General features: G+C 40.8%; 17 protein-coding genes and 1 other annotated feature. Of the genes, 12 read left to right on the top strand and 5 right to left on the bottom strand.

Going from position 1 to position 20,190, the window contains the following annotated elements:
- The first annotated feature begins 66 nt into the window (after nt 1–66).
- On the top strand, nt 67–2,202 hold the full coding sequence (locus tag FQ087_RS11105; protein WP_149580501.1) for an ATP-dependent Clp protease ATP-binding subunit: 2,136 nt from the start codon (nt 67–69) through the stop codon (nt 2,200–2,202).
- Between the two features lie 98 nt (nt 2,203–2,300).
- Here the strand turns inward: FQ087_RS11105 and FQ087_RS11100 are convergent, their stop codons facing one another.
- Nucleotides 2,301–2,483, bottom strand: coding sequence for a DUF2929 family protein (locus tag FQ087_RS11100; protein ID WP_149580500.1), 183 nt, complete (start codon nt 2,481–2,483; stop codon nt 2,301–2,303).
- A 187-nt stretch (nt 2,484–2,670) separates the two neighbouring features.
- Here FQ087_RS11100 and FQ087_RS11095 point away from each other — a divergent pair, with 187 nt between their 5' ends.
- Both FQ087_RS11095 and fabF read left to right on the top strand, forming a co-directional pair.
- The gene (locus tag FQ087_RS11095; RefSeq protein ID WP_149580499.1) at nt 2,671–3,603 is read left to right on the top strand and encodes a beta-ketoacyl-ACP synthase III; all 933 of its coding nucleotides are present in this window, start codon (nt 2,671–2,673) and stop codon (nt 3,601–3,603) included.
- Nucleotides 3,604–3,676: 73 nt separating this feature from the next.
- A complete protein-coding gene (fabF, locus tag FQ087_RS11090) occupies nt 3,677–4,912 on the top strand; it encodes a beta-ketoacyl-ACP synthase II (protein ID WP_149580498.1) in 1,236 nt (411 codons plus the stop codon).
- A gap of 566 nt (nt 4,913–5,478) precedes the next feature.
- Here the strand turns inward: fabF and trpS are convergent.
- The gene (gene trpS, locus FQ087_RS11085; RefSeq protein ID WP_149580497.1) at nt 5,479–6,465 is read right to left on the bottom strand and encodes a tryptophan--tRNA ligase; all 987 of its coding nucleotides are present in this window, start codon (nt 6,463–6,465) and stop codon (nt 5,479–5,481) included.
- Between the two features lie 335 nt (nt 6,466–6,800).
- Nucleotides 6,801–7,027: a binding site (T-box leader), on the bottom strand.
- A gap of 59 nt (nt 7,028–7,086) precedes the next feature.
- Nucleotides 7,087–7,431, bottom strand: coding sequence for a DUF3899 domain-containing protein (locus tag FQ087_RS11080; RefSeq protein ID WP_149580496.1), 345 nt, complete (start codon nt 7,429–7,431; stop codon nt 7,087–7,089).
- A 239-nt stretch (nt 7,432–7,670) separates the two neighbouring features.
- Here FQ087_RS11080 and FQ087_RS11075 point away from each other — a divergent pair, with 239 nt between their 5' ends.
- From FQ087_RS11075 to pepF, 9 genes are all read left to right on the top strand, one after another.
- Entirely contained in the window at nt 7,671–9,380 is a 1,710-nt protein-coding gene (locus FQ087_RS11075) for a peptide ABC transporter substrate-binding protein (RefSeq protein ID WP_149580495.1), read from the top strand.
- A gap of 172 nt (nt 9,381–9,552) precedes the next feature.
- The gene (gene opp3b, locus FQ087_RS11070) at nt 9,553–10,482 is read left to right on the top strand and encodes an oligopeptide ABC transporter permease (RefSeq protein WP_149580494.1); all 930 of its coding nucleotides are present in this window, start codon (nt 9,553–9,555) and stop codon (nt 10,480–10,482) included.
- Complete coding sequence (gene opp3C, locus FQ087_RS11065; RefSeq protein WP_149580493.1) at nt 10,482–11,501, top strand: oligopeptide ABC transporter permease; 1,020 nt, start codon at nt 10,482–10,484, stop codon at nt 11,499–11,501. The genes opp3b and opp3C overlap by 1 nt, the downstream gene beginning before the upstream one ends.
- 14 nt (nt 11,502–11,515) lie before the next feature.
- Nucleotides 11,516–12,580 carry an ABC transporter ATP-binding protein gene (locus FQ087_RS11060; RefSeq protein WP_149580492.1) on the top strand — a complete coding sequence of 355 codons (1,065 nt, stop codon included), beginning with the start codon at nt 11,516–11,518 and terminating at the stop codon, nt 12,578–12,580.
- Nucleotides 12,580–13,503 (top strand): ABC transporter ATP-binding protein, encoded by a 924-nt coding sequence (locus FQ087_RS11055; protein ID WP_149580491.1) that lies wholly within the window; start codon nt 12,580–12,582, stop codon nt 13,501–13,503. Before FQ087_RS11060 ends, FQ087_RS11055 begins: the two co-directional genes overlap by 1 nt.
- Nucleotides 13,504–14,022: 519 nt before the next feature.
- Nucleotides 14,023–14,418, top strand: a complete 396-nt coding sequence (gene spxA, locus FQ087_RS11050; protein ID WP_186669618.1) for a transcriptional regulator SpxA — start codon at nt 14,023–14,025, stop codon at nt 14,416–14,418.
- Nucleotides 14,419–14,668: 250 nt separating this feature from the next.
- The gene (gene mecA / locus FQ087_RS11045; RefSeq protein WP_149580490.1) at nt 14,669–15,325 is read left to right on the top strand and encodes an adaptor protein MecA; all 657 of its coding nucleotides are present in this window, start codon (nt 14,669–14,671) and stop codon (nt 15,323–15,325) included.
- 159 nt (nt 15,326–15,484) lie between these two features.
- The gene (locus FQ087_RS11040) at nt 15,485–16,564 is read left to right on the top strand and encodes a competence protein CoiA (RefSeq protein ID WP_483315853.1); all 1,080 of its coding nucleotides are present in this window, start codon (nt 15,485–15,487) and stop codon (nt 16,562–16,564) included.
- Between the two features lie 54 nt (nt 16,565–16,618).
- Nucleotides 16,619–18,436, top strand: coding sequence for an oligoendopeptidase F (gene pepF / locus FQ087_RS11035; protein WP_149580488.1), 1,818 nt, complete (start codon nt 16,619–16,621; stop codon nt 18,434–18,436).
- A gap of 502 nt (nt 18,437–18,938) precedes the next feature.
- Here pepF and FQ087_RS11030 read toward each other — a convergent pair.
- Both FQ087_RS11030 and FQ087_RS11025 read right to left on the bottom strand, forming a co-directional pair.
- On the bottom strand, nt 18,939–19,745 hold the full coding sequence (locus FQ087_RS11030; protein ID WP_149580487.1) for a DsbA family protein: 807 nt from the start codon (nt 19,743–19,745) through the stop codon (nt 18,939–18,941).
- Nucleotides 19,742–20,134 carry a globin domain-containing protein gene (locus tag FQ087_RS11025; RefSeq protein ID WP_149580486.1) on the bottom strand — a complete coding sequence of 131 codons (393 nt, stop codon included), beginning with the start codon at nt 20,132–20,134 and terminating at the stop codon, nt 19,742–19,744. The genes FQ087_RS11030 and FQ087_RS11025 overlap by 4 nt, the downstream gene beginning before the upstream one ends.
- Nucleotides 20,135–20,190: the final 56 nt, after the last annotated feature.

The raw sequence follows: 20,190 nt of genomic DNA, 5'->3' as shown, positions 1-20,190 counted from the left end.
TAATTTAGTTAATCAAAGATAGTCAAAGTCAAACAGTGACATATAGAAAGGTGGATGTATATGCGAATGGATGGACAACAAGAAGATCAGCGTACACCTCTTGAACAATTTGGACGGAATCTCGTTGAAGAAGTTAAAAAAGGTAAAATGGATCCGGTTATCGGACGTGATGAGGAAATTCGGAACGTTATCCGGATTTTATCGAGAAAGACAAAGAATAATCCTGTACTTATTGGGGAACCAGGGGTAGGGAAAACGGCCATCGTAGAGGGACTTGCGCAACGAATTGTGAAAGGCGACGTGCCGGAAGGATTGAAAGATCGACAAATTTTCGAACTTGATATGAGTTCACTTATCGCGGGGGCAAAATATCGCGGTGAATTTGAAGAGCGCTTGAAAGGCGTACTGAAACAAGTGAAAGATAGTGCCGGGGAGATCATTCTTTTCATCGACGAAATTCACACGATTGTCGGAGCAGGGAAAACAGAGGGCGCGATGGATGCTGGCAACATGCTGAAACCGATGCTTGCACGCGGTGAATTGTACTGTATCGGAGCAACAACGCTAGATGAATACCGTATGTATATCGAAAAGGATGCAGCGCTTGAACGTCGTTTCCAACAGGTGCTCGTACGTGAACCTTCCGTTGAAGATACTGTATCGATTTTACGAGGACTGAAAGAACGTTATGAACTTCATCATGGTGTGCGCATTCACGACCGTGCAATTGTTGCAGCCGCAACATTATCCGACCGCTATTTGACAGAGCGTTTCTTGCCGGATAAAGCAATCGACTTAATAGATGAAGCAAGTGCAATGATTCGGACGGAAATTGACTCAATGCCATCCGAATTGGATGCTGTGACACGTAGAATTATGCAGCTTGAAATAGAAGAACAGGCCTTACGCAAGGAAAAAGACGCAGTCAGTAAAAATCGTCTTGAAGTACTTCGTAATGAACTGACTGAGCTGAAAGAATCATCTGCCGGCATGCGGGAGCAATGGGATTCTGAAAAAGAAACATTGAGTGGAATTCAGGATAAGCGTGAAAAGCTAGATCGTTTCCGACGTGAACTTGAAGAAGCTGAAAATCGTTTTGATTTGAACAAAGCTGCAGAACTTACTTATGGAAAAATCCCGAAACTTGAGGAAGAGTTGCACGAACTTGAGGCCGCACTTGTAGAGGGACAGGAAAATCGACTGCTCCGTGAAGAAGTGACGGAAGAAGAAATAGCAATGATTATTGCGCGTTGGACTGGTATACCGGTGACGAAACTTGTTGAAGGCGAACGCGAAAAATTGCTTCGTCTGCGTGAAACGCTTGAAGAGCGTGTAATCGGGCAGGACGACGCTGTACAACTTGTAACGGAAGCTGTATGGCGCGCACGTGCGGGCATTAAAGACCCAGACAAACCAATCGGCTCATTCCTATTTTTGGGACCGACTGGTGTTGGGAAGACTGAGCTGGCTAAAACGCTCGCTGCGACATTGTTTGATTCGGAAGATCATTTCATCCGCATTGACATGTCGGAATATATGGAGAAGCATAGTGTATCGCGACTTGTCGGTGCACCTCCGGGATATATCGGTTACGAAGAAGGCGGCCAATTGACGGAAGCGGTACGACGAAATCCATATTCAGTTGTTCTGTTAGATGAAATCGAGAAAGCACATCCGGACGTCGCAAATATCTTATTGCAAATATTAGATGACGGCCGAATCACAGATAGCCAAGGTAGACTTGTTAACTTTACCAATACTGTCGTCATCATGACCTCGAATATCGGCTCGGCGTACTTACTTCATGGACTCGATGATACAGAAAATCATGCAGCAGAAGATCTTGTCATGGCTGAATTAAAAAACCATTTCAAACCAGAGCTATTAAACCGGATGGATGACATCATTATTTTCCATTCACTTACTGGTAATTCATTCCGTAAGATTGCTCGGAAAATGATTGAAGATCTTGTCAAACGATTACGCGGACAAGAAATTGTAATGGAGTATAGTGAAGATATGCTCGATTGGATTGTTAATGAAGGAACAGATGCTGATTTCGGCGCGCGTCCATTGAAACGCTTTATCCAACGCCATGTTGAAACAATGGTTGCAAAAGAAATCATTAAAGGTGAACGTAAGCCAAATGATAAACTTGTTCTAGCTATGGAAGATGGAAAATTAGTTATCCATACAAATTAAAAGGGAAAAGCCGCACGAAGTTTGAACTTCGTGCGGCTTTTTCTATAACATATTCAATATAAAAACCATCTCCAGCGAGGGAGATGGTTTTTTGTTGATTAATGATCTGCAATTTCGCCCTCTGGGAAAGACTCGCCCAAGATGAAGATGATTACGGCAACGAAAGCCGAAACGATAACGCCAGGCATGATTTCGAAACTCACGTTAGCGATTGCTCCAGAAACATAGTTCAACATTGTAATTAAACAGAAAGACCAGAAAAATGTCATTACGTATTTCATTGAATTCACCTCTACCTTACTATTTCATATTTTATCATATCACAGAGGATAGATTGGAGAAACTAATTTCCATGTAAATCGAACTTTATTTGGCGGAAAAGTGTCAGCAGGTTGAAAAATGGGCTCGTTTCTTTTATGATTAAGAGCAGGTACTAATAATAGATGATAAATAACGGAGGAATGCGGAATGATTGCTGGATTTATCGGCATGGGTAAATACGTACCATCACATGTTTTGACGAACGCCGATCTTGAAAAGCGTTTGGATACATCGGATGAATGGATTCGCACAATGACAGGCATCGAAGAAAGACGCATCGCAGATGATTCAACGGATACGTCCCATATGGCATATAACGCTGCTGTAGAAGCAATCAACAACGCAGGAATCAAACCAGAAGAAATCGGACTAATTCTTGTAGCTACAGTAACACCTGATCGACCATTTCCATCAGTGTCAACAATGCTTCAACAACAGCTTGGCGCAACCAATGCAGCGGCGATGGACGTTTCAGCGGCCTGTGCAGGATTCATGTATGGCGTCGTAACAGCGAAGCAGTTTGTTGAATCGGGCACATATGATTATGTACTCGTTGTTGGTGTTGAGAAATTATCAAAAATTACTAATTGGGAAGACCGCAATACCGCTATTCTTTTCGGAGATGGGGCGGGTGCAGCTATTATAGGAAAAGTAAGTGAAGGACGAGGAATCCTGTCATTTGAACTCGGTGCAGATGGTAGCGGTGGAAAACACCTTTATCAGGATGAAAAACTCGTTATGAATGGCCGTGAAGTATTCAAATTTGCAGTCCGTCAAATGGGCGAATCCGCAGAAAGTGTTATCAGAAAAGCGGGTCTAACGAAGGAAGACGTCGATTTCCTTATTCCGCATCAAGCAAATATACGAATTATGGAATCATCTCGTGAACGACTTGGTTTACCAGTTGAAAAAATGTCGAAGACAATCCATAAATACGGCAATACATCTGCCGCTTCTATACCAATTTCACTTGTCGATGATTTAGCTGAAGGTAGAGTGAAAGATGATGACGTTATTGTCATGGTTGGATTTGGTGGAGGTCTCACTTGGGGTGCATTATGCATTAAGTGGGGAAAATAAAACCGTACATGTTTTTTAGTGGTCTATGAAAAGTAGAGTTAGTCTTTATAGAATAGAAGGGAAGTTGTCACATATGGGAATAAAACGTGTAGTAGTAACAGGTATTGGGGCAGTTTCTCCAGTCGGGAATTCGGCGGAGGAGTCATGGAAATCGGTTTTGGAAGGGAAATCTGGAATCGGACCACTAACAAGACTTGATAGTGATAAGTTTCCTGTAAAAGTTGCAGCTGAAGTTAAAGATTTTGATATAGAACAATATATCTCACGGAAAGACGCGCGTAAAATGGATCGCTTCACGCATTATGCACTTGCTGCATCGATTATGGCGATGAAAGATGCAAATCTTGAACTTGAAGGAAATTTAGCTCTTCGTACGGGCGTCTGGATTGGATCAGGCATCGGTGGTATGGAAACACATGAGCAACAGTTTCTGACATTCCAAGAGAAAGGTTATCGTCGCGTTAGTCCATTTTTCGTACCAATGATGATTCCGGATATGGCAGCGGGCCAAGTATCTATTTATCACGGAGCAAAAGGCATTAACTCTTGTACAGTAACAGCTTGTGCATCAGGCACAAACTCAATAGGAGATGCATTTGAAGTTATTCGCCGCGGTGATGCTGACGTTATGATAACAGGCGGAGCAGAAGCGCCAATTACAACGATGTCAGTTGCTGGTTTCTGTGCGAATACAGCATTGTCATTAAACCCGGATCCTGCAACTGCATCACGTCCATTTGATAAAGAACGTGACGGCTTTGTAATTGGAGAAGGAGCAGGAATCTTAATCCTTGAAGAATATGAACACGCAGTTGCACGCGGCGCGAAAATTTACGCTGAACTAGTTGGCTATGGTGCAACAGGCGATGCGCACCATATTACAGCTCCAGCTCCAGGAGGAGAAGGCGGCGCACGGGCGATGCAACAAGCGATTGCGCAAAGTGGCATCACTCCAAACGAAATCGAATATATCAATGCCCACGGAACGAGCACGCCATATAACGATCAATTCGAAACAATGGCAGCAAAAACAGTTTTCGGTGAACATGCATACAAACTTGCAATGAGCTCAACGAAATCAGTGACAGGTCATTTGCTTGGCGCAGCAGGAGGACTGGAAGCAATCTTCACAGTGAAAGCATTGCAAGAAGGAATCCTTCCACCGACAATGAATTTCGTCAATCCAGATCCTGAATGTGATCTCGACTACGTAACAGAAGGTGCGCGCAAAGTGGACATTACGTACGCAATGAGCAACTCACTCGGTTTCGGCGGACATAACGCATCACTCGTATTCAAAAAAGTATAAGTATAAGTTAGCAGGACGTCTCAGTTTACTGGGGCGTTTTTTTGATGCTTAGGAAATTATAAAGTCTTGTACTGTGGATAAGATTGGTACAAAGTGATTCCTCGTCTAGGCTCCAGCGCCTAGCCCCTCGAGTCACTTCAGTCTTGCTGATAAAGGCAAAGGGCGCCTTTACCCTCAAGCCTTCCAGCGCTTGTCGGGGCTTAACAGGCGCGCACTTTTGTTCTTTTGTCTACGGAGTTTTGGGGTTTGCCATTCTAGTTCTACGATTACTCCTCATAGTTTCATCAACCACTTCAATACTTTCGCAATCCCTCCACAAATTTAAAAGCCCCCTTCGTCTAAAAGGGGGCCATGCAGTCATATAATCAAAGAAAACAAAAGGACGATGCTAATGACACGCATATTTCTATTTCTTATCAGTTACGGGCTTATTGTTGTCACGATTTCACATATGATTTTTTATTTTAATTACAGATCGCTTGGTTATGACTGGCATCAAATCATCTATTTCATAATACATACGGCAGATTTTGCACTATTCGTCGTATCTACAATCATGATTATTCTTACCGTCTACGTCCGAGTCCCATCGCGGCTTCCATCTTCCCGAGAGTGATAGATGCTATCGCATTTGCTTTCACTGCGCCTTTATCTAGAATTTCATCTAGGACAGGCGAATCCAGGAGTTCATAATACTTCTCTTGGATTGGGGATAGATGGCTGATTACAGCTTCTGCTACTCCAGCTTTAAATGCGCCGTATCCTAGTCCGTCATACTTTGTTACAAGATCTTCAATGGAAACACCACTTAATGCTGATTCTATTGTTAATAAATTCGATACGCCTGGTTTGTTTTCTACATCGAATTTCACGATGCCTTCAGAATCTGTTACTGCGCTTTTAATTTTCTTTTCGATTTCTTTTGGTGTGTCCAGGAGAGAAATAGTCCCTTTTTTATTAGGGTCAGACTTACTCATTTTCTTTAACGGATCTTGCAATGATTTAATGCGTGCACCGTTCTTTGGAATTCGGACTTCAGGGATCGTCAATATATTACCGAATCTTGAATTGAAGCGTTCAGCTAGATCACGCGTCAACTCAAGATGCTGTTTCTGATCATCTCCGACTGGGACAATGTCGGTGTTATATAGAAGAATATCGGCAGCCATAAGTGGTGGATAAGTCAGAAGAGCAGAAGAAACGCCATCTTTCCCAGTTGATTTATCTTTGAACTGGGTCATTCTCTCAAGTTCACCAATATACGAAATACATTGCATCATCCAACCTGCTTGCGCATGTGCAGGTACTTCTGATTGGATGAATAAAACTGCTTTCTCCGGATTAATGCCACTTGCAATATAGATAGCTGCGAGGGAACGAATTGTTTTTGCCAATTCCATTGGATCCTGTTGAACTGTGATAGCATGCTGGTCGACGATACAGAACAGACACTCATATTCGTTTTGCAGCTCTGTAAATTGACGGAAGGCACCTATATAGTTGCCGAGTGTTACTGTTCCTGTTGGTTGTACGCCTGAAAAAATGGTTTTCATCTTTTAAATCTCCTCCTGTTTGATGGATAAAATACTTTGTTAACGCGTTTTAAGTTCGCCTATAATGGAAGGTAGTCTAAGAACGCGACGTCCTGTCGCAACAATTAGGGATGAAGTTCAATCCCTCCCTACTACATGATCAACATCCTGCTGACCCTGACAAAAGCCACACGCTTACTTCCTATTAAGGTACGCGGCTTAAGGGCGCAACGTCCTGTTACAAAAGTTGCACATCTACATCCTTTGAGAAAGGCAACCAAAGTTCGCCGCGTCCTGCGGCAAAGGTTGCACACCTACTTCCTGTAGGCGCAAAAAAACACCAGCCGTCCCCGTAAAAAAGGGACGACTGATGTTTAATCAACCGTGGTACCACCCGAATTGCCCGAAGGCCACTCTGATTCCCGTAACGCGGGGGACGTGACAAGCTTTTTTAGAAGTACTTCTAAAGGTTCGCTTATCAAGCTCGGGATCCCATTCCTCCAGTTCAGCCTACCTGTTTGCACCACCCACAGGCTCTCTAAAAAACTGATACTGAAATACTTTTTTCCGTCATAGCCATTCGCTCTAAATGTTTCTAATGATTATAAATCTTACAGGGGTAAAATGCAATAGACTTGCTCTTTAAATATAAAAAATAAGGAGCCCTATTCCCATCGTTGCAAGAATGAGGACACCACCACCGAGCATTGGGCTTACATTACCTGAAAATATTTCTGAGGGCTTGCGCATAGACGCAACATCATCCATTCGGCGTTTAGATGAAACTACTTTTCTCATGCTAACGGTGAATAGATCAAAAAACCCAGTTGAAAAGACGAAAGATACCAGACCAAGAAATGTTAGTACACCTCCAACGATGAAAGATGCGTTTATATAGGAGAGTAATGTCAGCTCCTTAAAATAGATGAGCATGATAGATACAATTACTACAAGAGAAACCATGAAATTCCTAATTATTTTCTTCATATTTTCACCCCGTTCCAAAGTAATAGTAAAGTATTGGTAAGTAATAATCAATATTATAACAGTAGTATAATTAAAAAAATAGCTTAAAATAATATTTGTAAGCGTTGTCAATGCTGAGTTTATATGAATTTGCCTGTTATAGTACATTACTAAATAAAAAAAAGGTATGTACAACTGTGAGAATCATTGTATAATATAAATGTACCCAGTTTTCAGACAATTTTGAGGAGGTAATCGATTTGAAAAACCACAAATTTATGTGGCTAATTAGTATCATGCTTGTACTTAGCGTGTTCCTAGCAGCGTGCGGAAACGAGAAAGATGAAGCAGCTACTGAACCGGTAAAGGATAAGGATGAGGACAAAGGAACTACAGAAGAACCAGCTAAGGAAGTACCACAAGTTTTGAATTTGATAGAAACTGCAGAAATTCCATCTATTGATTCATCAGTTTCAGAAGATGCTGTTGGTTTCAACGTACTAAACAACATCATGGAAGGACTTTATCGTCTTGACAAAGATAGTCTTCCAGTTCCTGCTATGGCAGATGGTGAACCAGAAATCAGTGAAGATGGATTGACATATACATTCAAAATCCGTGATGCAAGCTGGTCTAATGGAACACCTGTAACTGCTAATGACTTCGTGTATGCTTGGCAGCGTGCAATTGACCCAGCTACGGCTTCACCTTACGGACCGTACTTGATGGCTGGTATGGTTAAAAATGCAACTGAAATAGGTAAAGGTACAGCAGAAATTGCAGACCTTGGAATTAAAGCTGTAGACGATAAAACACTTGTCGTTGAACTTGAACGCCCTGTAACTTATTTCCTATCACTTATGTCTTTCGGGACATTCTTACCACTTAACGAAGAATTCGTAACTTCTCAGGGTGATAAATATGCAACAAACTCTGAAGCAATGATTTATAACGGACCATTCGCTTTATCTGATTGGGATGGAACTGGAAACTGGAAATACCTTAAAAACGACAAGTATTGGGATGCTGATACTGTAAAACTTGATGAAATTGTAGTTGACGTTGTTTTAGAAACTGCAACTGGAGTAAAACTTTATGAACAAGGAAAGAAAGATCGTGTAGTACTATCAGCTGAGTATGCAATGCAGTTTGCTGACGATCCAAATATTGTCAATGAACTTGAAATGTCAGTATTCTACTTTAAAATGAACCAAATGCGTGATGGAAAACCTACACCGCTTGCAAACGCAGATATTCGTAAAGCGATTTCTAAAGGGTTTAACAAAGATGAACTTGCAGACGCAGTACTTGCGAATGGATCTATCGCTGCAAACTACTTAGTACCACAGAAATTCACATTTGATGAAAGCGGTAAAGACTTCCGTGATTACAGCAGTGAATTCTCGGCTTACAATGTTGAGGAAGCTCAAGCATTCTGGACAAAAGGTTTAGAAGCGCTTGGAACAGACAAAGTAACGATTGAAATTCTTGGTGGAGACACTGAAAATGCTAAGAAACAACAAGAATGGTTCAAATCAGAACTTGAAAGAAACCTACCAGGTTTAACTATCAACCTGAAAGAAGTTCCTTTCGCAGTCCGTCTTGAACTTGATGATGCTAGTAATTATGACATTCAATCAGCAGGATGGGGCGCTGACTTCCAGGATCCAATCTCGTTCATGGAATTGTTCGTAACTGGAAGCCCTCAAAACAAAATGAATTATTCTAACCCTGAATATGACAAACTTATTGAATCTACAAAAACAACATATGCACAAGATCCAATCAAACGCTTCGAAGTGTTTGCTGAAGCTGAGAAATTGCTACTTGAAGATGACGCAGCTATCGCACCAAACTATCAACGCGGAAGAATGGCTCTTATGAATCCAGCAGTAAAAGGTCTTGTTACACATCCATTCGGTGGCGACTATAGCTATAAATGGACGTATATGGAAGCTGCAGAAAAATAAGAATTGTAATTTGAAAGCTTAAAATCTAATAGAAAAGAGAGTATATGGTGTTATTGACCATGTACTCTCTTTTTCAATGAAGCAAAGATAACTAAAAATTCATTGTATTATCTTGTCGAAAATTGTTGTTTTTTATTATTATACTTATTTATGAATTTCAGGAGGTGCGAAAATGGCAAAGTACATCACAAAACGTATAATCTATATGTTCCTATCACTATTCTTAATTGCGTCGTTTACATTTATTCTAATGAAAATGCTTCCAGGTTCCCCGTTAGCTTCCGCAGCAAAATTATCCATAGAAGAAAGGGAAGTCGTTTATGAGAAGTATGGATTGAACGATCCGATTCCTGTGCAGTATGTTCGTTATATGGGGAACCTTGCAAAAGGGGACTTTGGTGTATCGTTCCAATATAAAGGTGCAGATGTCGCATCTCTTATTTTTAATAAATTGGAATACTCAATGATTTTAGGGGCTCAGGCACTTGTATTTGGGACTTTAATCGGCATTATTCTTGGAATGATTGCCGCCTTGAAGCAAAACACAGTTTGGGATTATGGAAGTACCATTATCGCAATTCTTGGTATCTCGATACCATCGTTTGTGTTTGCTGTATTACTGCAATACGTCTTCGCTGTATGGCTTGAAGTGCTACCAGTCGGTCTGTGGGAAGGTTGGAAGTCTAGTATCTTGCCTTCAATCGCACTAGCAATGGGTCCGATTGCCATAGCGGCAAGGTTCATCCGAACGGAAATGATAGAAGTATTAAGTTCAGATTATATATTATTGGCAAAAGCGAAAGGTGCTAACGGGTTTGAAATCGCTTTCAAACACGCATTCCGTAATGCACTTATACCATTAATCACTGTACTTGGGCCAGTTGCGGCGGGGCTATTGACTGGATCACTTGTCGTTGAGCAAATTTTTGCGATCCCGGGCATCGGCGCGCAGTTCGTAACATCCATCAACACGAACGACTACGCCATCATCATGGGTACGACGATGTTTTTCTCAGTCTTCCTCATTGTGATTATATTAATCGTTGATATTCTTTATGGGGTCATTGATCCTCGTATCCGCCTGTCTGGAGGTTCCAACTAATGACTACTAACATGACTAAAAAACCTAAGGATTCGTTTGAGCGAATTACAATCGATAGTTCACATGCCGAAAGGATTTCGAAACCGAGTTTAAGTTTTTGGCAAGATGCATGGCTACGTATCCGGAAAAATAAAGCGGCTATCGTTAGTATGTTCATCTTATTATTCATTGTATTTATGGCGTTTGCAGGCCCTTACATGGTCGAACATGATCCAGAGGATGTAAAAGTTTCACATGCGAGCTTGCCGCCAAAAATCCCTGGACTTGAAAAATTAGGTATTTTCGATGGTGAAGGCAAACTGGGATCTAAAACAGTTAATCTTTATGAATTAAAAAAAGTAGAAGTTAACTATTGGTTTGGAACGGATAGCCTTGGACGCGATATGTTTTCACGTCTATGGAAGGGAACGCAAATTTCCCTATTAATCGCTTTCATTGCTGCTGTTATTGATGTCGTAATTGGAGTCATCTACGGTGGTATTTCCGGTTATTATGGAGGGCGCACCGATGATATCATGCAACGGGTTGTCGAAGTTCTGATTGGGATTCCAACACTGGTAATCGTAATTTTGATGATTATGATCATGGAGCCAGGCATATTGTCCATTATCGTAGCGATAACGATAACCGGATGGATTGGCATGTCCCGTATTGTGCGGGGACAGGTTCTTAAATATAAACATCAGGAATTCGTCTTGGCGGCGAAAACCTTAGGAGCAAGTGATTCACGAATTATCAGCAAACACCTACTCCCTAATATTATGGCAGTTATTGTCATAAACATGATGTTTACAATTCCCACGGCCATTTTCTTTGAGGCATTTTTAAGCTTTGTCGGAATGGGTCTACAAGCACCAAAAGCGTCTCTTGGAACGCTCATTAATGATGGTTATAAATTCCTTGAATATCAGCCGCATATTTTATTTTTCCCGGCAGCGATTATAAGTTTACTTATGATTGCGTTCAACTTAATTGGCGATGGATTACGTGATGCACTTGATCCAAAAATGAAAGATTAAAGGAGGAAAGCGAAATGGAGAAAATTGTTGAAGTGAAAAACCTCGAGCTTTCCTTCCATACATTTGCAGGAGAAGTGAAAGCAATTCAAGGCGTTAATTTTGAAGTGTTTAAAGGGGAGACACTGGCTATTGTTGGTGAGTCTGGTTCAGGTAAATCGGTAACGACGAAATCGATTATGAGACTCCTTCCGAAATCTAGTACCGAGTACAAAAATGGTGAGATTTTATTCGGTGGAAAAGACCTTCTGAAGATTTCTGAAAAAGAAATGCAAAAAGTAAGAGGGAAAGACATTTCGATGATTTTTCAAGACCCAATGACTTCACTTAATCCGACAATGACGATTGGCAACCAGATTATGGAACCTTTGCTTAAACATCAAAAGCTAAGCAAATCGGAAGCTTGGAAAAAGTCTATTGAGTTGTTGGCGCTGGTCGGGATGCCACAGCCGGAAATGCGTATGAAGCAATATCCTCACCAGTTTTCCGGTGGACAACGCCAACGTATCGTCATTGCTGTTGCACTGGCATGTAATCCAAAGCTTCTAATTGCGGATGAGCCAACGACGGCCTTGGATGTTACGATTCAGGCACAAATTTTGGAGTTAATGAAAGATCTGCAAAAAAAGATTGATACGGCTATCATTTTCATAACACATGATTTAGGAGTCGTAGCAAACGTAGCAGACCGTGTAGCGGTTATGTATGGTGGTCGGATTGTCGAAGTAGGGACAGTAGATGAAATCTTCTATAACCCACAGCATCCATATACTTGGGGGCTTCTTAGTTCAATGCCTTCGCTAGATACAGTCGATGAGAAACTATATGCAATTCCAGGAACGCCTCCGGATTTGTTAGATCCTCCAAAAGGGGACGCTTTTGCGCTCCGTAGTGAATATGCGATGAAGATTGATATGGAGCAAGTTCCACCTCTATTTAAAGTGAGTGATACACATTACGCGGCGACGTGGCTGCTCCATCCGGATGCGCCACAAGTCGATCCTCCGGCAGCGGTCATAGAACGTATGAAGAGGTTCCCTGGCAGCCGGTATTATGTAAGTAATCCGGGAGGTGTTCGATAATGGCAGAAAAATTACTCGAAATCAAAAACTTGAAGCAGTATTTCAATGTTGGTAAAAAGAATGAAGTACGCGCTGTTGACGATATTACATTCGATATCTACAAAGGCGAGACGCTCGGCATTGTTGGTGAATCAGGCTGTGGTAAATCAACGACAGGACGTACAATCATCCGTCTTTACGACGCAACAGGTGGAGAAGTTATTTATGATGGCATTGATGTTCATGCGAAAAAATCGAAAAAAGAACTGAAAGCATTTAATCGGAAAATGCAGATGATTTTCCAAGATCCATATGCATCATTGAATCCGCGGATGAAAGTGCTAGATATCATTGCTGAGGGCCTCGATATCCACGGTCTCGTGAAGGACTCGAAAGAACGGACAGCACGTGTCCACGAACTTCTTGAGACGGTAGGATTGAATCGAGAGCACGCTAACCGTTACCCGCATGAATTTTCTGGCGGTCAGCGCCAGCGTCTTGGAATTGCACGTGCGCTTGCAGTTGAGCCAGAATTTATCATAGCAGATGAGCCGATATCAGCATTGGACGTTTCTATTCAAGCGCAAGTCGTTAACTTATTGAAAGAGCTTCAAGAAGAAAGAGGCTTGACGTATCTATTCATAGCGCATGACTTGTCGATGGTGAAGTATATCTCGGATCGGATCGGTGTTATGCATTTCGGTAAGCTTGTCGAAATAGGACCAGCTGAAACGATCTATACGGCGCCTTTACATCCTTATACACAATCGCTGCTATCTGCAATTCCGTTGCCAGATCCAGCCTATGAGCGGAGCCGTGTGCGTAAAGGTTACGATCCAAAAGCACATAAGTATCTGGAGAGTGAAGAAGTAATCATGCGCGAAGTGACACCAGGACATTTTGTCCTTTGTTCACAGCGCGAGTATGATACATTTGCAAAGTAATCTTAAATAGATGTAACGGGACCGGTTTTCTACAAGAGAACCGGTCCTTTTGCATAATTAAATATCTACTATTGAAATGCTAGCAATTGGTATTCCCTCGGTATTAATTACGATTCATAATTTTGAAAAATCCGGAAAATAATAAGTTTCTGGATTTTTTTAAAAATAATATGAAACCTTTACCCAGATTAAGACGTACTATACTATGTAGACACTAATTTATTTTCAATTAGTTACTTCCTAAATGAGAAAAATTTCTATTAGAAGAAGCAGATGTTTAAATTTTTCCTCATCGGGTATAACAGTATAAAGAACATGCCATACTTGTTAAAGTCGCTTATGTTGCTGAAGTGTGACAATAGTGCATGGAATATTGAATATTTTTTTGAAAGTGTATTAATCGGTAATAAATATGTGTATAATAGGGATTAGAAGTAGACAGTTTAAACTAATTCTAATCTAAATGAAAAAATATAAATCAAAACATTCGAGCCGACTGAAAGGAAGTGTCAGCATATGATGGTCACATTATTTACTTCACCTAGCTGTACATCATGCAGAAAAGCGAAAGCATGGTTAGAGGAACACGAGATTCCGTATACTGAACGTAACATTTTTTCGGAACCATTGAATATTGATGAAATAAAAGAAATTCTACGTATGACTGAAGATGGAACAGACGAAATTATTTCAACGCGTTCGAAAATATTCCAAAAGTTAAACGTTGATGTGGAAAGCCTTCCGTTACAGCGCTTATATGAATTAATTCAAGAACATCCAGGTCTTTTAAGAAGACCGATAATTCTTGATGAGAAGAGACTACAGGTTGGATACAATGAAGATGAAATCCGTCGATTCTTACCGAGAAAAGTAAGAGCCTATCAGTTGCTTGAAGCGCGGCGCATGGTTAACTAGTCGAAAAATAGTATGAAGCTGATAGGGGTTGACATTGTAAAATGCCGTACACCTATTGGCTTTTTTTGTTTCTCTTGCTTTCCTGGTGGATGTTCTCTACAATGCTATTACTATCAAAATTATACGTCCTAAGGCGGAACCCTTTCAAAACGTAGAGGACGGTCATATAGTAAGTATAAGCATTGCAGGTTTTTCCACACATTAAAGGGAACTGGATAGATCCTGTTCCATAGGAAGGGAGAGAAAAGGGATGGAAATAGAGCGTATTAATGAAAATACAGTTAAGTTTTTTCTATCATATATTGATATAGAAGAACGCGGCTTCACCCGTGAGGAAGTTTGGTATAATCGCGACAAAAGCGAGGAACTCTTCTGGGAGATGATGGACGAAGTCAGTGATGAGTCTGAGTTTGAAGTCGAGGGGCCATTGTGGATACAGGTACATGCGATGAGCGGCGGCATTGAAGTGACAGTCACGCGTGCACAAATGTCTGAAGACGGTGAACCACTGGAATCACCATTCACTAGTGATGATCCAAGAAAAGTGTTCCAGCATGGAAAAATGTATGATGATGATGATACCATGCCAGGTATAGAAGATACTGCGTTCGATTGGGTTGATAATATGTTTGTCTTTAACGAATTTGATATTCTCATTCCGTTAGCGAATCAAATGAAAGATTATGAAGTAAAGACAGCTTTATATTCGTTTGAAAACAAATATTATATACATTTGTTATATGACGATGAAGTAATGGATGATTCTCGCAAGACAGATCTGTTTAGTGTGCTTTCAGAATTCGGCGTTCCGTCAAACATGACGATTCATCGAATCGAGGAGTATGGCAATCTAATTATGGACTCTGATGTTTTTGTGAAAATTCAGCAATACTTTGGAGCAAATTAATAATATTGAAACGGCTACCTAAAACGGTAGCTTTTTTTACTTGTATTATTGTTGCAATATTCGTATAATGTAACAAGAAAGGAGATGTATACTATTCTCACAGCAAAAACAGAGGAAGGAAAAATTATTATCCTGACACCAGAATTAGGAAGAGAGCGTTTGAGAAAATGGAGGAAATTACGATTATTCTATTGCCCTCAATGTGACTATCCGGTCCAATTAAAAGTTGGAGCTATTACAATCCCACATTTTGCACATATGAAAAATGCTGTCTGTACGACTTTATTCTCGGAAGGTGAATCACGTAGCCATCTTCAAGGAAAACAGCAATTGTACGGATTTTTTCAAAAACATGCCCAGCTTGTCGAACTTGAACCATTTTTAAAAATGTTGTCTCAGCGTCCTGATATCCTTGTAACAACAAAATTTGAGTCGATACCTATCGAATTTCAGTGCAGTACAATCCCTGTTGCTGACATTGAATCCAGATCCGCCGGTTATCGTAGTACAGGAATGAAACCTATTTGGATTTTGCATACCCCAGAAAAGTTTAGTGCATTGCCTAAAGGTGTCGGTACATTCCATTTTTCAAAATACCACGTAAGCTTCTTTACACATACATCCCCTGAAGGACATTTATTACTCACATATAACCCCCAAACAGAACGATTTCATTATTTTACTAGCCTAATCCATATTGCTGGAAAGCGTTATATTGGCATCCATCGTACGTTGACATTGTCGATGCAAGTATTTCCTTTTGCACGGCCTAAAACGCCATCAGAGATAGAAGTCCATCGTTATGTAGCCATTTATTTATCCATTCGCAATCAATTTCTTCAATCCCGCGTGTTAGTAAACAAAAGAGGTGTAAACGATCCTTTTTTAAGAATGTGCTATGAACTACGTGTAATTCCTGCGAATCTTCCACAATGGATTGGGCTGCCCGTACTTTTCAATGAGGCATTCCGAGAACATGATTGTGAATGGCAACTAGCATTCTTCTATTATTTGAGGAAAAAGGGAATCAGTTTTAGAAGTCTCTCCCGCAGTCAGGTTAGGAAATATGTTTCTGGCTTAGAAAATTCGTCGGAAGAACAAGAAAAATCATGCATGGCATACAGAGACTTTCTTATTGCTGCGAATGTCGATTCCTATTACAAGGGAGCGGTTATTGACGAAGAAAAAATAATTCAACTATTTTCAGAAAGATTGCTTGCAAAGCGTTACGAAAATTGAGAAAATAGAATCGATTCGTTTCCCGAAGTAACGGGAGAAGGGGGAATATTGACGATGGCTGAAACTAAGAATAAAGTATTGACTCGTAATGAAGTTAAAGTAGAGGAGACTTGGCGTCTCGAAGATATTTTTGCAACAGATGAAGCGTGGGAAAAAGAATACGTTGAGGTTGAACGGATTTCTGGCGAAGCGAATTCTTATAAAGGTACATTTTCCAACGGAGGAGATGCACTATACAGCGCATTGGCATACCGTGACGCACTATCAGAAAGACTCCGCAGGCTTTACACATATGCTCACCTGAAGACTGACCAGGACACGACAAACAGTTTCTATCAGGCGATGGATAGCCGCGTGAAATCACTTTACGTGAAAGTATCAACTGCATTATCGTACTTCTTGCCTGAGCTTCTTTCCATTGATGAAATAGAATTGGACAAGCTAGTTACTGAACATGAAGGACTAGCTCTTTATAAGCAAGAATTCGAGGAAATTAACACTCAGCGACCACATGTGCTTCCTGCCGAACAAGAAGCTTTGCTTGCACAACTTTCAGAAGTGACAGGTAACTCTTCTGAAACGTTCAGTATGCTAAACAATGCGGATTTGACTTTTCCTATGGTGAAAGACGAGCAAGGAGAAGAAGTCGAGTTATCACATGGCCGCTATGTAGGATTTTTAGAAAGCGATGATCCACGGGTTCGTAAGGATGCATTCAAAGCGATGTATTCAAAATACAGTGAATTCCAAAATACATTTGCATCCACACTATCGGGTAACATAAAAGGCGATAACGTCAATGCACGCATTCGTAATTATTCATCAGCGCGTGAGGCTGCAATGGCGAATAATCATATTCCTGAACAAGTTTATGAAAATCTTGTTACGACTATCAATAAAAATGTCCACTTGCTACAACGCTATGTGGCGCTCCGTAAAAAAGTATTCGGACTTGAAGAACTTCATATGTGGGATATGTACGCACCGCTTGTAAAAGATGCAGACATGAAAATTCCGTACGACGAAGCTTCACAGACGATGCTTGACAGTTTCCATCCACTTGGTGAAGAGTATGTATCAATCGTCAAAGAGGGGCTTGATAATCGCTGGGTAGACGTCCGTGAAAACAAAGGGAAGCGATCTGGAGCATATTCTTCGGGTGCTTATGGAACAAATCCTTATGTCTTAATGAACTGGCAAGATAATGTCAGCAACTTATTCACGCTGGCGCACGAATTCGGCCATAGCGTCCATAGTTATTATTCACGTAAAAGCCAGCCGTTCATCTACAGTGGTTATTCCATTTTCGTAGCAGAAGTCGCGTCAACAGTGAATGAAGCCATCTTGAATGATCATCTATTGAAAACAATTGATGACGAACAGAAACGCATTTACTTACTAAATTATTGGCTTGACGGCTTCCGAGGTACGGTTTTCCGTCAGACAATGTTCGCCGAGTTCGAACACCTTATTCATCAGCTTGATCAGCAGGGTATCGCACTAACAGCTGAAAAACTGACGGAAGAGTATTATGCACTCAATAAGAAATACTTTGGTGAAGACCTAGTTGTGGATGAAGAAATCGGCTTGGAATGGGCAAGAATTCCTCATTTTTACTATAATTATTATGTCTATCAATATGCGACAGGTTATAGTGCCGCAGTCGCGCTTAGCAATCAAATCTTGACAGAAGGCGAACCGGCCGTTGAACGCTATGTTAATAACTTCCTGAAAGCCGGCTCTTCTGACTATCCGATTGAAGTGCTGAAAAAGGCGGGCGTTGACATGACAAGTGCTGCCCCAATCGAAGAAGCATGCCGAGTCTTCGAAGAAAAGTTAAACGAGCTTGAATCACTTCTTTCAAAAAACTGAATATATTTAGTTAGAAATCTCATCTGCCTTATTAAATAGGTGGATGAGATTTTTTTCGAAAGCATATTACTATATAAATATAAAGTGTGGAATATTGATGAAATAACCAATGTGACAATCATGTGAAATTCATTGTGAATTCTTGATGCAATTATTATTTTATGATAAGGTAAGGATGTGAAATAAATCACATACCAAACATACACCCCTTTTGTTTGAACGTGAACATTTCTCCCATTCCCTTTGAAATAGAGCATTCCCTCCCCCCCAGGAGCGAATGCTCTTTTCTTTTGGTTTTGAGGAGATTAGAGTGAAGCGGTTATTGTCACTGAAGCTGTGAAACTGTGAGGGGAAAGCGTTGAACTGTGATGGCAAAGCAAGCAACTGTGAGTGCACCTGAAAACTGTCATTGCAAAACATGAAACAGTGAACGCAAACTCCATCAATAAAAAAACCACCCCATCCTCCGGAAATCCCCCGGTAATGAAGTAGCTCTCTTAATTCATATCATTTTTTTACGCCATAATGTCATGTCCTGGAAGTGAATCCGTTCGACATGTTGTTGAAGAAGACGTTTTTTGAGTTCGCGTTCTGCGGACTTTTCGGAGATGTTGTAAATACTAGCAATCTCATTTGTGGAGAGTGTATCGAAACGTTGGAACAAATCTTCAAGTGGAGGTGGAATATCGGCCATAATCGGCCCACCGACCAATTCCTCTAAAATTTGTTCGTAGACTTCGTAATCGTACAATCCACTTACTTTTAATCCTTCATCTTCAATATTTTTATTGAAGAAAACGAAAGTAGGGGCTTTGTCGACTTCCATCTCTTTGGCCATATACAAATCGACTTGTAAAGAGCGCAAGACGTTTTTGGAAGAAAAGTCTCGGATAAATTCGTCTACATCTAGATTTAATTTTGTTGCGATTTCGACGAGTACGGAAAATGACGATACATTTCTTGACTTCAGGAATGAATACTCAAGCATTTTTGAGAAGAATCTAAATCCAGCACGCTTACCTTGAAACTCCGCAGTTTTAATAGCAATACTCGGAAACGTAGGATGTGTCTTTTCACAAGCCAGTTCATCTACTTGTTTATGCATAAATTGAAGATTCATCTTAGGCAACGATGTGCGCAATGCAATGCGCAGTGTGAAATAGCGGTCATATTCAACTTGTAACTTTCGAAGTAAAGGAGGGAGTGACGAGCATTCCCCGCATAATGGATCAATAAAAACATATAATTCGATTGGCCTTATGCAAGTAGATGGACTTACCGGATTCTCCAGTAATGTTTGTCGATTCACGTTTTCTCCTCCCCAGTCCTGTTTACCATATGATTGGCAGTCAAGACGAGGCGCTTATAATAAATATCACGTATATTTCCATCAAGTTCAACTTCGTCCATTGCTTCAGCCATACAGGCTAGCCATGCTTCTGCTTGAACCGGAGATATAGGGAATGGCATATGACGGGCTTTCATCATCGGGTGACCATGTTCCTCTGTAAATATATTGGGACCACCTAAATACTGTGTTTGAAATTGTTTTTGTTTGCGTGCTGTTTCTGTCAGGTCATCTGGGAAAATCGGGTATAGGTCCGGGTGTACGGCCACTTTTGCGTAAAACAGGTCGATAAGTTCCGACAACTTTGTAGCACCGATCTCTTCATAAGGGATCAAAGGTTTTCGCATCATTATGTCAATCTCCTTTGCTCTGACTGTATTGATATTCTATCAAGCCTGCATCGCTT

Origin of the sequence: Sporosarcina sp. ANT_H38, from assembly GCF_008369195.1 — a bacterium.
Lineage (GTDB): Bacteria > Bacillota > Bacilli > Bacillales_A > Planococcaceae > Sporosarcina.
Note: the sequence above shows the minus strand (reverse complement) of the source record. Positions and strands in the feature narration are given on the sequence as shown.

What these genes read in the sequence shown, in the direction of transcription:
- FQ087_RS11105 (WP_149580501.1), top strand. Translation starts at nt 67, where the DNA reads ATGGATGGACAACAAGAAGATCAGCGTACACCTCTTGAACAATTTGGA.
- FQ087_RS11100 (WP_149580500.1), bottom strand. Translation starts at nt 2,483, where the DNA reads ATGAAATACGTAATGACATTTTTCTGGTCTTTCTGTTTAATTACAATG.
- FQ087_RS11095 (WP_149580499.1), top strand. Translation starts at nt 2,671, where the DNA reads ATGATTGCTGGATTTATCGGCATGGGTAAATACGTACCATCACATGTT.
- fabF (WP_149580498.1), top strand. Translation starts at nt 3,677, where the DNA reads ATGGGAATAAAACGTGTAGTAGTAACAGGTATTGGGGCAGTTTCTCCA.
- trpS (WP_149580497.1), bottom strand. Translation starts at nt 6,465, where the DNA reads ATGAAAACCATTTTTTCAGGCGTACAACCAACAGGAACAGTAACACTC.
- FQ087_RS11080 (WP_149580496.1), bottom strand. Translation starts at nt 7,431, where the DNA reads ATGAAGAAAATAATTAGGAATTTCATGGTTTCTCTTGTAGTAATTGTA.
- opp3b (WP_149580494.1), top strand. Translation starts at nt 9,553, where the DNA reads ATGGCAAAGTACATCACAAAACGTATAATCTATATGTTCCTATCACTA.
- opp3C (WP_149580493.1), top strand. Translation starts at nt 10,482, where the DNA reads ATGACTACTAACATGACTAAAAAACCTAAGGATTCGTTTGAGCGAATT.
- FQ087_RS11060 (WP_149580492.1), top strand. Translation starts at nt 11,516, where the DNA reads ATGGAGAAAATTGTTGAAGTGAAAAACCTCGAGCTTTCCTTCCATACA.
- FQ087_RS11055 (WP_149580491.1), top strand. Translation starts at nt 12,580, where the DNA reads ATGGCAGAAAAATTACTCGAAATCAAAAACTTGAAGCAGTATTTCAAT.
- spxA (WP_186669618.1), top strand. Translation starts at nt 14,023, where the DNA reads ATGGTCACATTATTTACTTCACCTAGCTGTACATCATGCAGAAAAGCG.
- mecA (WP_149580490.1), top strand. Translation starts at nt 14,669, where the DNA reads ATGGAAATAGAGCGTATTAATGAAAATACAGTTAAGTTTTTTCTATCA.
- pepF (WP_149580488.1), top strand. Translation starts at nt 16,619, where the DNA reads ATGGCTGAAACTAAGAATAAAGTATTGACTCGTAATGAAGTTAAAGTA.
- FQ087_RS11025 (WP_149580486.1), bottom strand. Translation starts at nt 20,134, where the DNA reads ATGATGCGAAAACCTTTGATCCCTTATGAAGAGATCGGTGCTACAAAG.